The 13,428-nt window shown below is 41.2% G+C and carries 16 protein-coding genes and 1 pseudogene; all 17 read right to left on the bottom strand.

Going from position 1 to position 13,428, the window contains the following annotated elements; all coding sequences use genetic code 11:
• Window positions 1–199: hypothetical protein (locus BN2144_RS20460; protein WP_033829065.1), on the bottom strand; the 199-nt coding region annotated here is incomplete at its 3' end.
• A gap of 122 nt (window positions 200–321) precedes the next feature.
• Window positions 322–627 carry a hypothetical protein gene (locus BN2144_RS15070; protein WP_033829038.1) on the bottom strand — a complete coding sequence of 102 codons (306 nt, stop codon included), beginning with the start codon at window positions 625–627 and terminating at the stop codon, window positions 322–324.
• A gap of 119 nt (window positions 628–746) precedes the next feature.
• Window positions 747–1,016 (bottom strand): hypothetical protein, encoded by a 270-nt coding sequence (locus tag BN2144_RS15075; RefSeq protein ID WP_033829039.1) that lies wholly within the window; start codon window positions 1,014–1,016, stop codon window positions 747–749.
• 1 nt (window position 1,017) lies between these two features.
• Complete coding sequence (locus BN2144_RS15080; protein ID WP_033829066.1) at window positions 1,018–1,758, bottom strand: PhoH family protein; 741 nt, start codon at window positions 1,756–1,758, stop codon at window positions 1,018–1,020.
• Between the two features lie 126 nt (window positions 1,759–1,884).
• Window positions 1,885–2,235 (bottom strand): hypothetical protein, encoded by a 351-nt coding sequence (locus BN2144_RS15085; protein WP_050632335.1) that lies wholly within the window; start codon window positions 2,233–2,235, stop codon window positions 1,885–1,887.
• A 54-nt stretch (window positions 2,236–2,289) separates the two neighbouring features.
• Window positions 2,290–2,487, bottom strand: a complete 198-nt coding sequence (locus BN2144_RS19730; RefSeq protein WP_139017903.1) for a hypothetical protein — start codon at window positions 2,485–2,487, stop codon at window positions 2,290–2,292.
• 234 nt (window positions 2,488–2,721) lie between these two features.
• The gene (gene nrdJ / locus BN2144_RS15090) at window positions 2,722–4,983 is read right to left on the bottom strand and encodes a ribonucleoside-triphosphate reductase, adenosylcobalamin-dependent (RefSeq protein ID WP_033829067.1); all 2,262 of its coding nucleotides are present in this window, start codon (window positions 4,981–4,983) and stop codon (window positions 2,722–2,724) included.
• Window positions 4,984–5,106: 123 nt separating this feature from the next.
• The gene (locus BN2144_RS20465; RefSeq protein ID WP_033829073.1) at window positions 5,107–5,919 is read right to left on the bottom strand and encodes an N-acetylmuramoyl-L-alanine amidase; all 813 of its coding nucleotides are present in this window, start codon (window positions 5,917–5,919) and stop codon (window positions 5,107–5,109) included.
• A 150-nt stretch (window positions 5,920–6,069) separates the two neighbouring features.
• Window positions 6,070–6,495 (bottom strand): annotated as a pseudogene (locus BN2144_RS20470) (glycoside hydrolase family 73 protein); the annotation flags it as partial.
• 11 nt (window positions 6,496–6,506) lie between these two features.
• Window positions 6,507–6,992, bottom strand: a complete 486-nt coding sequence (locus BN2144_RS15100) for a crossover junction endodeoxyribonuclease RuvC (protein ID WP_033829068.1) — start codon at window positions 6,990–6,992, stop codon at window positions 6,507–6,509.
• The gene (locus BN2144_RS15105) at window positions 6,989–7,978 is read right to left on the bottom strand and encodes a hypothetical protein (protein WP_075047848.1); all 990 of its coding nucleotides are present in this window, start codon (window positions 7,976–7,978) and stop codon (window positions 6,989–6,991) included. The genes BN2144_RS15100 and BN2144_RS15105 overlap by 4 nt, the downstream gene beginning before the upstream one ends.
• 49 nt (window positions 7,979–8,027) lie before the next feature.
• Complete coding sequence (locus BN2144_RS15110; RefSeq protein ID WP_050632336.1) at window positions 8,028–10,316, bottom strand: DNA polymerase; 2,289 nt, start codon at window positions 10,314–10,316, stop codon at window positions 8,028–8,030.
• Between the two features lie 85 nt (window positions 10,317–10,401).
• A complete protein-coding gene (locus tag BN2144_RS15115; RefSeq protein ID WP_033829069.1) occupies window positions 10,402–10,743 on the bottom strand; it encodes a hypothetical protein in 342 nt (113 codons plus the stop codon).
• Window positions 10,744–10,806: 63 nt separating this feature from the next.
• A complete protein-coding gene (locus BN2144_RS15120) occupies window positions 10,807–11,013 on the bottom strand; it encodes a hypothetical protein (RefSeq protein WP_033829070.1) in 207 nt (68 codons plus the stop codon).
• Between the two features lie 44 nt (window positions 11,014–11,057).
• Window positions 11,058–11,798 carry a hypothetical protein gene (locus tag BN2144_RS15125; RefSeq protein WP_050632337.1) on the bottom strand — a complete coding sequence of 247 codons (741 nt, stop codon included), beginning with the start codon at window positions 11,796–11,798 and terminating at the stop codon, window positions 11,058–11,060.
• A gap of 108 nt (window positions 11,799–11,906) precedes the next feature.
• Window positions 11,907–12,593 (bottom strand): BacL2 family protein, encoded by a 687-nt coding sequence (bacL2, locus tag BN2144_RS15130; RefSeq protein WP_033829071.1) that lies wholly within the window; start codon window positions 12,591–12,593, stop codon window positions 11,907–11,909.
• A 380-nt stretch (window positions 12,594–12,973) separates the two neighbouring features.
• Window positions 12,974–13,428: toprim domain-containing protein (locus tag BN2144_RS15135; protein ID WP_042338022.1), on the bottom strand; the 455-nt coding region annotated here is incomplete at its 5' end.

The following is a 13,428-nucleotide window of genomic DNA, read 5'->3' on the forward strand; positions in this document are numbered from 1 at the left end:
AAATCGTAACACCGCCGATATTAGTTCCGACGTAGATTTTCGGTTCTTCATTTGACCCAACGTTCATAGCATACCAACGACCTTGAATCGAAGACACCTTTGGAAGGTCTTCGGTCGATATTAACGTTGTGGTCGATTCCCCCTTATATCGAAGGAAGATAACCGTCACGTCGCCACGAATTTCGAATTTATTCTTCATTCGCAACAACCCCTTGTAGTCTTGTTTACACTTATAAATGTTGTGACTTTGGGGTTGTTTGTGACGGCTAAATTAAAAACGCCCGAACTTTTTGTTCGGGACGTTATCTATTATTATTCGACTTAATGTACTTCTTGTTCTACTTCTTGTTCTACTACTTCGTTATCTTCGCTATCGTCGTCGTCATCTTCTTCGTCCTCGTCGTGTTCGTCGTCGTGTTCTTGACGATATTGTACTATTCTTTCGTTCTTTTGAATCGCCCGTAACGCTAGTTCTAATCGGTCGAACTCTTTATACATTTTCAATTCGTGATATTGCGATTTCAGTTCGTCGCCTTCTTTTCTGTACTGTTGCGTTAGGCAACGGCTTCTCTTAAAGGAATTAATCGCTTGAAATGCTTCTCGGCAAAGTTCGAGATTTGTTTTCATGTAATCTTCTCCCTTCGTAATCTTGTTTACAATTATATTATATGCCAGTTTTCGACAATCGTCAACAAGTTTACATTAAAAATTTTGATAAAATAAAAAAGGACGGCAATTCCGTCCAATCAAAGTTCTTCGATATTTTCGATTACTTTCGTCATATTCACCGTTCCGTCAACGAAATCCATTCGGGCAACGTAGACGGGTTCAACTTCCCGTTCTATTCCGCCAAGGTTATCGTCGCGAATCGTAATTCTGCCCGTTTCTATAAAACTTTCGTAAACTGCGTCGCGGTCTTCTTCGTAAGCATAACTGTGAACGTGCGGCATTTTATTAATAGATTCCGTAAACATTATCGCGAAAGGTAAATTTTCCGGCATTGGTTTCATTTCCATATTACGCAACCCCCTTTACGTTCCCGCGTTGTTCTAGTTCTTCGAATTTCGGGTCAACGTCGCTATTCCGAAGAATTTTTTCAACAAGACCAACGGCGGGGTGACGTTCTTCAATCGTTAAGTTTATATGGTCGAAGAACTCGAAATTCGGGTCTTCGCGGTACATTCCTTCAAGTAAACAAAACATTCCGTTAGCTTCGGGTCTTCGTAACTTCGGATTGTCGATTTGTGCAAAGTTACCCAAGAATATAATTTTCGTTCCGAACGCGGGTCTTGTTGCGATTGCCGCGATTGTATGAATATCAAGGTTTTGTGATTCGTCAATCATAACGAAGGTGTTTAACATTGAACGACCCCTTAATGTTTGAATCGGGTCGAAGAATATCTTTGATTTTCGGTCGCGTTTTCCATTATCTAACGCGAAATATTCAACAATATCTTTCGCTTTGTGCGACATTACTTCCAAGTTGTCCATAAACGGTGCGATAAACGGATAAGTCTTTTCGTTTACGTCGCCCGTCAAATATCCTAAATGTTCGCCAAGTTGTATTTGTAAACGTGTATAAACTAACTTTGAGAAATCGTGATTTTCGATAGTTCGTTCAAGTCCAACGGCTTGCGTAATTAACGTTTTACCTGTTCCCGCTTTCCCCGTTAAAAACAAGAAGGGTTTATCGTTGTATAATGTTTGAATTGCCGCCTTTTGTTCGTGATTTCGTGCGGCGATACCGAAACTAGCCATTGTAGGATTCCCCCTTGTATCTTTATTCACTATAAAATGTTGGTGATTCTGTTTCGGTTGTGACGTATGTAAACGAAAAAAAATACGCCTTCCCGAAGGAAGACGACAAATTTTGATATTTAATTGTTACCTTTCCACCCAAAACTTAGCTGTAGTGTTTGTGTCAATTTCGGAACTACCTCGCATTTGATACCTACCTCTAACTCGGTAATATGCTTGCGGACAATACTGCAAACTAAAACTTACAGTTACCCCGTACTTAAAGTATCCTGTGTGTGAACGTACAACTGTCCAACCGCCTGTCGAATTTTGGTATTCTAAATACAACGTATAGTCGCAAGTTGGCAATCCACCATAACGATAACCGTGATAAAAGTCAACGGACGTTGCATTTTTGGTGTACCAACTTGCGTCGGTGTGACCTTCAATCAATTGATTTTCGCATCTGTCCCAAATAGATTCACAATAACTAGGCATATTTATCCCCACCTTAAATTTTATTTTTATTGACGGCTATATAGCCGCCTTAAATTATCTAGTCCAATAATGGTAGATACTGTAATCTAAACCATCTCCAAGGGCGTCATAGAACGTTACCTTCACCCGCATTTGTTCTCCAGTTACCCGAACATTAGTAAACGTTCTGTACGAAGGCGAATCCATAGTAAGGTAGCCAGTACGCGTTCCGACCGTATTCCATGTTCCGCCCGAATTACGTTGTAGTTCCATTTTCCAATCATAGTAAGGTGACGCAACGCCCGTAATACCACTACAAGTTAGCGATACATAAACGTTACTATAATCGGTTTCTACGCAAAATCTAATATAAACATCACCGAAAAACCAATGAGGTACAATATGAGTTCTACAACCGCTATAATACGCCCCGAATTTTTATTCGACGGAATAAATCCGTCAATATGTAATTAAGGTAACGGGGTATAAAACAACCCCGACCTTTTATTATTTAATTGGGCAAGCCCCGCCTTCACAATCTTGTTGTCCGACGATTTCAAATTCGCCTTCTTTAACGTCGTTCGCCATCATAGCTTGAATATCTTGCATTAAGTTATAGAAGGTTTGAACGTCGCCCTTAATGTTTGCGATACGTTTTTCGTATTCTTCTTTGCTGATTGGTTCTTTCGGTGCTTGAACGTAACCGTGACCGCTAAACGGTAGTAAAGTCGTAGATTTCATTTCGTCCTTGTATTGGACTAATAAATCTTTGATTTTCTCTTTTTCGTGTTCTTGGAACGTAATTGTGCAAGATACGCTATTGTCCGCCCAATACGTTTGCATGAACGCTTGGTTAGCAAATTGTTCTTCGATAGATACGTCGTTAGCCCCAACGAATCCTTCTTCGTCTGCTGACGGTGCTTTAACAAGGAATTCGGCAACAACCGTATTTGCGGAATAAGCGTCTTGTTCGACGTGATAGCCCGCCGCTTTAATTGCAGGAACTAACGGGTCGTTTTCTTGGAATCGAATACGTTGGATAATATACTTGTCGTAATGGTAGTGAATTCCTTCGCTGACCCCGACAAGTTTAGAAACTGTTCCGCTAGGTTTTACGGTTGTGTGTTTAATAGATTCGTTGCAACCTAATTTTGCGGAATATTCTTTGTCGGCTTGAACAACGGCTTTATACAATCCGTCGATTACTTTCGCGGCTTCTTTATTGAAGATTGGTTCTTCGATAATATTTCCGTTGTCGTCATACGCTTGTTGGAATCCAACGACTAAACGACCGCCAAAGTCTTTCAATACCCAATCTTGAATTCCCGACATAGATACGCCGATTCTACGGTTCTTTTCGATTACTTTTCTAGTAACTTCCCATTCGTAATTTGAGAATGTTACACGTTTTGCGTATCTTGTCGCAAGGGCGAACGCTTCTTCCAAGTCCCAACCTTGCTTTTTCGCAACTAACGGGAATATTTCGAATAGGTTACAGTTTTCGCCGTTTTCTAGTGAAATTTCTCCGCAAGGGTTCGTTCCTTCCGCGTCCCCGTCGATTCCCTTTTGTAGACCGTCGATAATTCGTCCAAAGTCTCGAATCAATTCGATATTAACAATCCCTGGTTCTCCGTTTACGGCGATAGAACTTGCGATAAATCCGTAATCGTCAAATGAACGGTCAACGATAACGCTATTGTTCGAAGCCCAACGGTGAGACATTAACGCTTCTTTGTCTTGTTTCATTGTGATATATTCCGAATCTTCGGGGCTTCCAAGTGCGATTTCCGCCGAACGACGAACGTTACCCGCAACAACTGTTTTTCCGATTAAGTTCAAAATATCAGTAGCTTCAACGGACGTAATTCTTCGACCGAACGCAACGTTCAAGATTTCGTTTACTTTAAACATTAACTCGACAAGTGGTTTCGCCCCGCTTGCGACCCCGCCGAATCCTTTGATTCGTTTTCCTTTTTCCCGAACGTCGGTTACGTCGATAACAATTCTTTCAACGTCTTCGATTGTTTTCGTAAAGTGGGAATCAATTACCAAAGCGTCTGAAATAACCCAACCTTCGCGACTATCGTCTGTTTTATAAACGATTGTCTTCGGTTCGTCTTCTTTTAGATTGCGATAAAATTCGTCGCGGTCGATTGCCCCCGCTTGGATAATATCGTTGTAATCGCCGTTTTCTTTGCCGACAATTACGACCAATTCAACTTTACGGTCAACTTTCGGCATTTTCGCCATGTTTTCTTTAACCACGGAAAAACCTACGCCGCCGCCTTTCATAAGTTGGTCAAACGTAAATGAAAACGGCATTGATACCGTGATTTGGTCTTTATCTTTTAGATAGAACGGAAGGATATGAGAATCGCCATAGGCTTGCGGACGAATCGCGATAAACCAACAATTATTCAAAGCGTCGCCGTTTCGTTGTTGGAAATCAGTTCCCGAAATCCAAAGGTTACGACCGCTTGCCGCCCCCGCTAGACCGTAAATAAGTTTATATAATTGCTTTGCTTCGTGTTCCAATTCGTGAAGGACGGTCAAAGGAACGTTTTCTGCTTTTAGTCGTGGGTCAAGATTGATATTTCCTTCAACAACTCGTTTAACTGTTTCGTGCCATTCTTCGTTACGGTTTTCGTTTTCAATCCAACGGGCATAAGTTCGTTTATAAGTGACCCAACCTAACGCCCCCCAATGAGGTTTTAAGGTTTGTTTTACTTCGTCAATAAAGGATTGCGGTAAACGAATTTTAAAGTTCATTTTTCCAATACCCCCTATTCCTTGATTACTAATTCAAAATGTTGTTGATTTCGCTGGAATTGTGACGCAAAGAAGAAAAAATTCGGGGCAATTTTCGTTACCCCGAATCGTTAGTATTCAATTTTATTTTGTTGTGATAAACGCGTCGAATCCTGCTTTCTTCAATCTATCTCTTTGCCGTTCGGCGTTAGCTTTAACGCTGAAAGCCCCAACTTGGACTTTATAAAGCCCGTCGACAAGTTTAACGAAGGCGTCAAATCCTTTCGCTTGAACTTTCTTTTCTAATGCTTCGGCGTTAGCTTTTGATTTGAAAGCCCCGACTTGAACGCGATAGATTGTTCCGCTTGATTTATTTGGTTTTGATTGTGGTTTTGGCGTTGACTTACGTTTTGCCCCGACAACCTTCGCGATACCGCTTGCGTATGCTTGGCTAATATCTTCGATAAAGTTAGCGTTTTTCAAGTGATTTGCGTCCTTTGCGGTATCAATAAACAACGTTTCTACAAGGATTGCTTGCATTTTTGTTTCGCGTAATACTGCAAAGTTCGCTTTTTTCATACCGCGGTCGCGGATTCCGTACTTGTTCAATACTTTCTTAACTTCGCCGTGAATTACTTGACGGGCTTTATCGGTTGCCCCGTTTGTCTTACAACCGCTATAAATATAATCTTCGTAACCTGTTCCGCCGCCCGCGTTTACATGAATCGACATAAAGTAATCGGCATTTGCGGCGTTTGCCAAATCTGCCCGTTTGCTTAACGATAAGAACTTATCTGTTGTCCGTGAATACTTAACAGTTACACCGCTGTAATTATTCGATAAGATTTCACCAACTCGTTTTGTAATCTTTAACGTAATATCCTTTTCGCGAAGACCGTTTCCAACTGCCCCACTATCGTGTCCGCCGTGTCCGCCATCTAACCATACAACCGCCATGTTATCGCCCCCTTTAACGTTTTCCTTTGGTTGTTCTTGTGGTTTTTCTTTCGGCTTGTCCTTCGGCTTTGTTATCGGTTTTTCATTTGTTTCGCCGTTTTCGTAATCTTGAACAAAGGTAATTAAATCCCATTCCCTTAAATCGTTTTGTTCGATTACTCGAATAACTTTTTCGGCATAGTTCGGGTCGGTAGCGTAACCCGCTTTGTGAATTCTTTCAATTTGTACGCGATAATCAAGAACGCCAAGTGCGTCCGCGTACCATTTCCTAGACGACAAGAACGCCCCGTAATCTAAAATCGACGTATTCCAATTCGGATAGACCCGAAAGCCGTCGACAACTCTTATCGGTGTTTTGCCGTCGTAAAATTCGGTAGTCGGAATTTGGGTGGATTGACCGTTATATTCGCCCTTGATTCCGAACAAATTGTTATATTTCGTAGCAAGTTCGCTAGTTCCCCAACCGCTTTCAAGTGCGGCTTGACCCGCGGCAACGGAAGGAAGAACCCCAAAGTTTTCCCAAAGTGCTAAACAACCGTCTTTTATTTCATTAAGGAAGGCTTCGACTTTATCCATTCGTACACCCCCTATATAAGACTTTTATCTCGAATTAACGTTATAGCAATCGCGACCGCGTCTGATTCGTCGTCGCTTTGGAATTCGAACGAATCGGGAAGATTCAACAATTTTCTAATTGCTGATTCAACTTCCTCTTTCGTTGCCCTTCCTTTACCCGTTACTACTTTCTTAATTGTAGCGGCGGCGTATTCTACAAGGTCGTCTTCGGCGAAAAATTCGTCGGCGACCCCGTAGGCTTTAAACAACGTTTGGGTCGCTTTGATATGACGGGAAAACCCCGCTTCCCTTGCGACGTATTTCGGACGATATTTTTCGATTATCGCTTTAAATGTTTCGCGTTGTTTTCGAAGCCTTTTTCCGTGGGGTTGCTTTTGATTCGCTTTGATTATCCCCGAATCGACCAAGCGGACGGCTTGACCTTTAACGCCAAGAACCGCCCAACCCGTAGAATTCATTGAAACGTCAAGACCTAGAACGAAGATTTCTTTTGTCATTTATTCTTCGCCGCCTTGCGTTTCGCCGCCCTTTCTGCTTTGATTCGTTTTTGTTCTTCTTCCCAAGCGAAATAATCGAATCCGCCGTCCTTCTTCAACTGTTCTTTATATTCGCTGAATACATAAACGCTTCCGTCTTTAACGGCTTCGGGAATATCGTCGTTTTCGACGTGTTCGACAACCGTTGCGAACTTATCTAGTAATTCTTCTTTTTGTAGGTCGGAAGGCTTGAAATAGAACGCCCGAAGGTCGGGTTTTGCGTCCGTACCTTTTAACCAACCGTCTTTTGCTAACGATTCATAAACGAAGATAAATTCGTCAACGCCAAATAACAACGAATAGGCGATAGCTTGTTGTTTGTGACCGTCTTGGGCGTCTTTCATTTTGAAATTGCCGACCGCTGAAATTGTCGTTGATTTCGTTTTGAATTCGAATCCGATTCTTGAACCGTCTTTGTAATGAAGAATTCCGTCCATCATTCCGAATAATTGGAAACGTCGTCCGTTGTGTTCGAATTGTTTTACGTCCTTCAAATTGTGTTCCCAAGCAGGGCGACCGTCTTTCATTTTTTCGACCGTAAACGCGGGATTTTTCAAATGTTGTTCCGCATACAATAAATCTTTTTGAACCGCCGCGTGAACGGCTGACCCGTTGCGAACCCAACGTCTTTGATACGGTAACAAGATTTGTTCGTCCTTCGGATAATGTTTCGCCTTATAATAAAGTTCGCGATTTGTTTTCGATACTGACGAAGGCGTGAACGTTACAAGACCTTTTTCAAAGTTTAATTGTTTAGGATTTCGAATGTTTTCTAGTTCGTCCAATAAGATTTGTTCTTCGATTTCTTTATCGAAAATTTCGTCTAACGAATGGTATCTTTCGAAATGGTGTAACATAGCTTTCGTTAGTTCTTCGCCGCGGTCTTGATTAATAACGTCGTCGCGTAATTCTTCACCCCTCGCTATAAATAACTTTGATTTTTGCATTACCAAAACCCCCTTGAATCTTGTTTACTTGTAAGAACGGGGGCGGCGATTAAGCCGCTTTGAACCATTCTTTTTTAGGAATTTCGTTGCCCCATTCGTACATGAAAGCAACGTCAACCTTTAACGGAACATCTAATGACGTAGAACCAATCATAGCTTCTTCGATTTCCGCCGTTTGTTCTAACGTGATAATTTCGGGAACTTCCAATAATGCTTCGTCGTGAACCGTTCCAAGAATCTTCCAACCTTCGTATTTCTTAGCGACCGCGTCAAGACGTAACATAGCCCGCTTCATAATATCCGCGGCTGACCCTTGGATAATTGCGTTCACCGCTTGACGTCGAACTCTTTCAACGCTTCCTTTAACGTTTTGGAATTGACGTTTTAATTTATAAGGAAGGTCTTTATATTCCCAAATGTTGGAAGGAACTTTTTTCGTTCCAAGTATGCGACAAATTTCTTCCGCAAGTTCGTCGTAGATTATCGCTTGTTGTTTGTGTTTTGGGAATCGACGTTTCCGACCATAAAGGGTTTCGACGTATTCGTGTTCTTTGACGAATTCCCAAACTGACTTTATCCAAGCGTCAACTTTCGGATAACTTTCGTAGAAATCGTCGATAAATTGTTCCGCTTCTTCTACTGGAATTTCTAGTTGTTTGGATAACGTAAACATTGACGTTCCATACATAACCGCCAATAGTCCCGTTTTCATCATTTTTCTTGGTTGTCTTCCTTGCGGGTCTACTGCCCCGTCAAGACAATATTCCATTGGTAATTTAAGAACCCGTGAAGCAAGTGTTGAATAAAGGTCGTAACCTTCTTTATAAGGTCGTTGCAAATCTTCGTCGCCCGAAATATGAGCCAATACACGCGGTTCGATTTGTGAAAAGTCCGAACCCAAAATAATAAATCCGTTTGGTGCTTTAAATATTTGTCTTGCCGTTGGCGGTAGTTGTTGTAAGTTCGGTTCTTTCGAAGCAAATCGTCCCGTCGCCGTTGCGTTTTGGATAAACTGACCATGAACGCGACCCGTCCGTTTGACCATTTCGGGTAATTTATCAATAAACGCTGAAATCAATTTCGTTGCTTTACGATAATCAAGCAATAATTGAACTTCGTCGTAATCTTGGGCTAACTTTTTCAACGTTGCTTTATCCGTTGAACGTTTTCCCGAAATATCGGGTAGTTTCAATTTGTCGTAAAGAACTTCGGATAGTTGGGCGGGCGAATTGAAATTAATATCGCCGAACGTTTTGATTAGCTTATCTTCCAATTCGTCCTTTTCTTTGTAAAGTTCTTCGCGTACTGTATGAACTTTGTCTTCGTTCAATAAGAACCCGTTTTCTTCCATTTCGATACAAACGTTCAATAACGGATTTTCAAGTTCGTAATACAAGTCGCGAATCTTCTTCAAGTGTTTTCGATTGAATTGTTCGTCAAGGAAACGATAGAACTTGACCGTTAAATCCGTATCTTTCGCCGCATATACAAGGGCAATATCTAACGGAATTGTATCGAAAGTCGCCTTTCCGAATAGTTCGCCGAACGTATCGTTTTCGGGTTTGATTCCCATAAACTTCGCGTATTTATTCGAAAGGTCTTTCAAACGATAAGTCGGTTCGTTTTCGTTCAATACCCACATAGCAATCATAGTGTCCATTTGAAGTCCGCGTAGTTTTACGCCTTCCATACTGATAACGTGGGCGTCGAACTTAGCGTTATGAAGAACTTTGCGTTTGTGTTTGTTCGCCAAGTACGGTTTTAATTTCGGAATCACAACGTCGACCGAAAGTTGTTTTCCTTCTTGGTGACGAACTGGAATATAAACGTGTTGGTCAACGTTCGGGAACGATAATGAAATCCCGACCATTTTGTTTTTACCGTAAACAACGTCTAACCCGTCGGTTTCCGTATCAAGACCAACAAGTTCTTCGCCGTCCCACCAACGACAAACTTGTTCAAGTTGTTCTTCGGTCTGAATCAAGTGATAATTCTTCGGTGTATTTTCGACCATTTCCCTCAACTTTTCTTCGCGTTGCATTTCCGAAAGTCTTGCGTACATTCGAAGGGCTTCCGCCTTGGATAATTTCGGCGTTTGCGGATAAACCTTTCCGTTCTTCCACGCTTCGAACGTTTCTTCCAACCGTCTTTGGTCGGGTTTTGAGTTTTTCGGATTTGACAAAATCTCTTTCCATTTCGCTAACATTTCTTCGTGGGTCATTGGTTTTGCCGCTTTCTTTTTCTTTCGTGCTTTCTTTACGGCTTCGTTTTGTTTGGTCTGCTTTTGTTTCACTTCTTTTGCAAGGTCGTCCCAACCGAAATCAAGTTGTTCATTCATTGTCAACCCCCGCTTTCGTGAATTGTTATTACATATAAAAATGTTGTTGAAAAAACCCGCCTTGTGACGGGCGGGCTAGAAATTATCAACCTTTTGCGTGAGTATTGAATACAATTCCTGACAATGAAATCCAACTTCCAGCTTCTCCGCGAACAATTATTTGTCCTGATGTTGTTATATCAACCGCGATAACGCCTTTTTCGGAAACTACTGGAAATCTTAAAGTTCCGTTAGTTGGGGTATGACCCGAATAAGGATATTGGAATTGTCCAAGAACTTCATTATTTGTTAAGGTTTTATTAACTCTTACAAGACCTTGAACAACGGTAAATCCGTCTAGTCGATATTCGTAAGAAGCGTCTTCAAATCCAAATCCATAATTTTCAAATCCACTATTAAGATTAATTTTTGCGTATGGTTCAACCATGAGAAACACCCCCAAAGAAATATTAAATATTTGAATGACGGCGGGTTGCCGCCATAATTTTCGTTATTCACCCTTATACAACTGGAAGGATATTCCCGAAATTAACAAACGAATTAGAACGTAAAACGCAATTCCTCGTCCCATTCCGATTGACGGAAGACCGAATATATACGGCATTGTAACGTTCCATAATAAAGAAAATAGACCGCCGCATACCATGATTAGAAGAATCATAATAAGCATATATCCGATAAAATCTTTCGTACTCATTCGTTCACCCCCAATGGACGGCGGCAATTAAGCCGCCTTTTCGATTAGAAATCTTCGGTAGGGTCGTCTTCTTCGGCGATTGGTTCGCCTTTGTCTTCGTCTGCGGTATCTTCGTTTTCGTCGTCCGCAACTTCGAAGCCAAATACTTCTTCAACTGGGAAGCCCGCTTGTTTTAATTCCTTCGCTTGTTGTTCGGTTGTTCTTGCTTGTGCGGCTTCTTCGAATAGTTCGTCGGGAACTTCTTCGCCGTCCCATTTGTCGAACACTTCTTGGACTTCCTTCATTTTCTTAGGCATAATCGGATTCAACGAATAAGTTGTTTCTTGCCTATCGCCTGTTCTTTTGAACGTAAAGGCAACGGAATCCAATTCGTCGGCGTATTCGTCGATTGTTGCAATCAATCCGTCGGCTTGCGATTTGGTTGCGTCAAATACACGAATTTCGTCTTCTTCCAAATCGACAAAAGCGAATAGAACGCGTTTCTTTGCGTACATTGAATTCCAAACGGATTTTCCGTTGTCGTCCTTTTCTACCAAATCACCGTCGTAGTTCGCGGCTTCGCAAAGTAAGCAACGTTCGCCCGCAACTTTAATACATGGTTGCGTATACACCCCTTTCGCATAATGACCGTGTGCTTTGTAAGCAACGTAATCATAAGGCGTAAGGATTCGAACTTTGCGACTTTGACCCGCCTTTAATCGAATAAAGATTTTCTTTAAGTCGATTCCACTTCCGCCTTCAAGTGCTTTTTTGGCTTGTTCACCGCGTCCCATTAATACGGACATAGTATCGAACCCCCCTTACAAATTTGATTTTTTATATCAACGGGATTTTCCCGTATACATCTAAAAATGTTGTAAATAAATCGCATTTTGTGACGGCTGACGTTCAAATTAATTGAACGCCAACTCGTCCATATATTTTTTGAACGATTGTTTTGCACGTTGAACCAACTTACGAACTTTTGCGTTATATTTGTCGGCTTCGCCCGTTACAATCGCAAGGTCGTCGCCTTCATATCCTAAATACATAAAGCGAATAACTTTTGCGTATCTTTCGTTTTCTTTTTCGAAACCGCTTAGAATTTCTTCGATTTCGAAATTGTCGATTGCAACGTCTTCGGCTGATTGTGCTTCGCCAACGATAACTTCGCCAAGTGATTTTTCTTCTTCATTATTACTTCCGCTAACCGTTCTATCTAACGAATCCCAACGGACAGAATCGTAAGTGTAACCGTCTTTATCGCCGTTGTTACCTTTTGTTCTGTATAGTCGCCATGTTGTCGCTTCTGCTAAATGGAAACGACGTAAAATAATGCTTTTGAATTTTGAATGGCTATTAACGTCGTAACCCTCGATTGCTTTCCAAAGTGCTTCCATAAAATGACTTAGAAAATCTTCTCTTGGAATTTCTAAACCGTAGTTTCTTGCTTTGTTTACTGCGTTGTTTACACAAGTTTGAACGTAGCCTTCTGCAACTTCTAACGCTTCACCAAGAATAGCTTGACGTTTGATTTCGTCTTCCTCGTTCACATATTGAACCGCCAATTCTTCAACCTCTACCCAAAGATTTTTAACCATTGAATCATTTCCCCTTTCGAATTCGTTGATTTTTTCTTTGAATTGAAATGTTGTTTGAAATTGTTGTTTTGTGACACTTGAAAACTAAAAATCTAAAAATCTTGTAAACTTGTTTACGCAATAGATAAAAAGAAGCCGCAAATCCCCTATAAACCAAGGAAATTCACGGCTTTAATAAACTTGCATATAGACCAACCTCCAAATAACAAAGTCGCGTATTTCCAACAATGGACTTGTAGATTAATCGTTGCAATTATTCGGTTTCCGAAATTGTTAGCACTCGTCGTCGTTGAGTGCTAATTTGTACTTTTATTATATTCCCCGTATGTTAAAACGTCAACAAGTTTACACTTTTAAAATAAAAAAATAGAACGAAAGTCCTATTCGTTCCAACCAAATAAATCTACGTCTTTAATTGTTACGTTATCCAATTCGTTTCGGGCTTCGTTTATATCTTTGTAATAACGTTCGAATCCGTCCCAAATGATTTCTTGTAAATCGACAAATCCCGATAGCCTTTTGATTATTGACCGCTTGGCTTTTCGTCCGTCCTTATCGTTATCCGTCGCGATAACAATTTCTTCGATTCCCGTTTTCAGAATCAAATCGCGTTTTGCTTCGGATAAATAAGACGAACCAATCGCGACCGCCGCAATTCCTTTCGACCAAAGCGTCAAGGCGTCGATTTCCGCTTCAACAATCCATACACGCTTTTTATTCTTACGAACGACCCAATGAATCCCGTATAAATGATTTCGAATAGGTTGTCCGCCTTTAACGTACCAAAAGACTTTCGAATGAACGTGACGGTGTTTCCACGATACAACGTTCCCTT

Source organism: Bacillus andreraoultii, assembly GCF_001244735.1.
GTDB lineage: Bacteria > Bacillota > Bacilli > Bacillales > Caldibacillaceae > Caldifermentibacillus > Caldifermentibacillus andreraoultii.

What these genes read in the sequence shown, in the direction of transcription:
- BN2144_RS15075 (WP_033829039.1), bottom strand. Translation starts at nt 1,016, where the DNA reads ATGGAAATGAAACCAATGCCGGAAAATTTACCTTTCGCGATAATGTTT.
- BN2144_RS15105 (WP_075047848.1), bottom strand. Translation starts at nt 7,978, where the DNA reads ATGCAAAAATCAAAGTTATTTATAGCGAGGGGTGAAGAATTACGCGAC.
- BN2144_RS15100 (WP_033829068.1), bottom strand. Translation starts at nt 6,992, where the DNA reads ATGACAAAAGAAATCTTCGTTCTAGGTCTTGACGTTTCAATGAATTCT.
- BN2144_RS15070 (WP_033829038.1), bottom strand. Translation starts at nt 627, where the DNA reads ATGAAAACAAATCTCGAACTTTGCCGAGAAGCATTTCAAGCGATTAAT.
- BN2144_RS15080 (WP_033829066.1), bottom strand. Translation starts at nt 1,758, where the DNA reads ATGGCTAGTTTCGGTATCGCCGCACGAAATCACGAACAAAAGGCGGCA.
- BN2144_RS15085 (WP_050632335.1), bottom strand. Translation starts at nt 2,235, where the DNA reads ATGCCTAGTTATTGTGAATCTATTTGGGACAGATGCGAAAATCAATTG.
- BN2144_RS15120 (WP_033829070.1), bottom strand. Translation starts at nt 11,013, where the DNA reads ATGAGTACGAAAGATTTTATCGGATATATGCTTATTATGATTCTTCTA.
- BN2144_RS15110 (WP_050632336.1), bottom strand. Translation starts at nt 10,316, where the DNA reads ATGAATGAACAACTTGATTTCGGTTGGGACGACCTTGCAAAAGAAGTG.
- BN2144_RS19730 (WP_139017903.1), bottom strand. Translation starts at nt 2,487, where the DNA reads ATGGAACTACAACGTAATTCGGGCGGAACATGGAATACGGTCGGAACG.
- BN2144_RS15125 (WP_050632337.1), bottom strand. Translation starts at nt 11,798, where the DNA reads ATGTCCGTATTAATGGGACGCGGTGAACAAGCCAAAAAAGCACTTGAA.
- BN2144_RS20465 (WP_033829073.1), bottom strand. Translation starts at nt 5,919, where the DNA reads ATGGCGGTTGTATGGTTAGATGGCGGACACGGCGGACACGATAGTGGG.
- bacL2 (WP_033829071.1), bottom strand. Translation starts at nt 12,593, where the DNA reads ATGGTTAAAAATCTTTGGGTAGAGGTTGAAGAATTGGCGGTTCAATAT.
- nrdJ (WP_033829067.1), bottom strand. Translation starts at nt 4,983, where the DNA reads ATGAACTTTAAAATTCGTTTACCGCAATCCTTTATTGACGAAGTAAAA.
- BN2144_RS15115 (WP_033829069.1), bottom strand. Translation starts at nt 10,743, where the DNA reads ATGGTTGAACCATACGCAAAAATTAATCTTAATAGTGGATTTGAAAAT.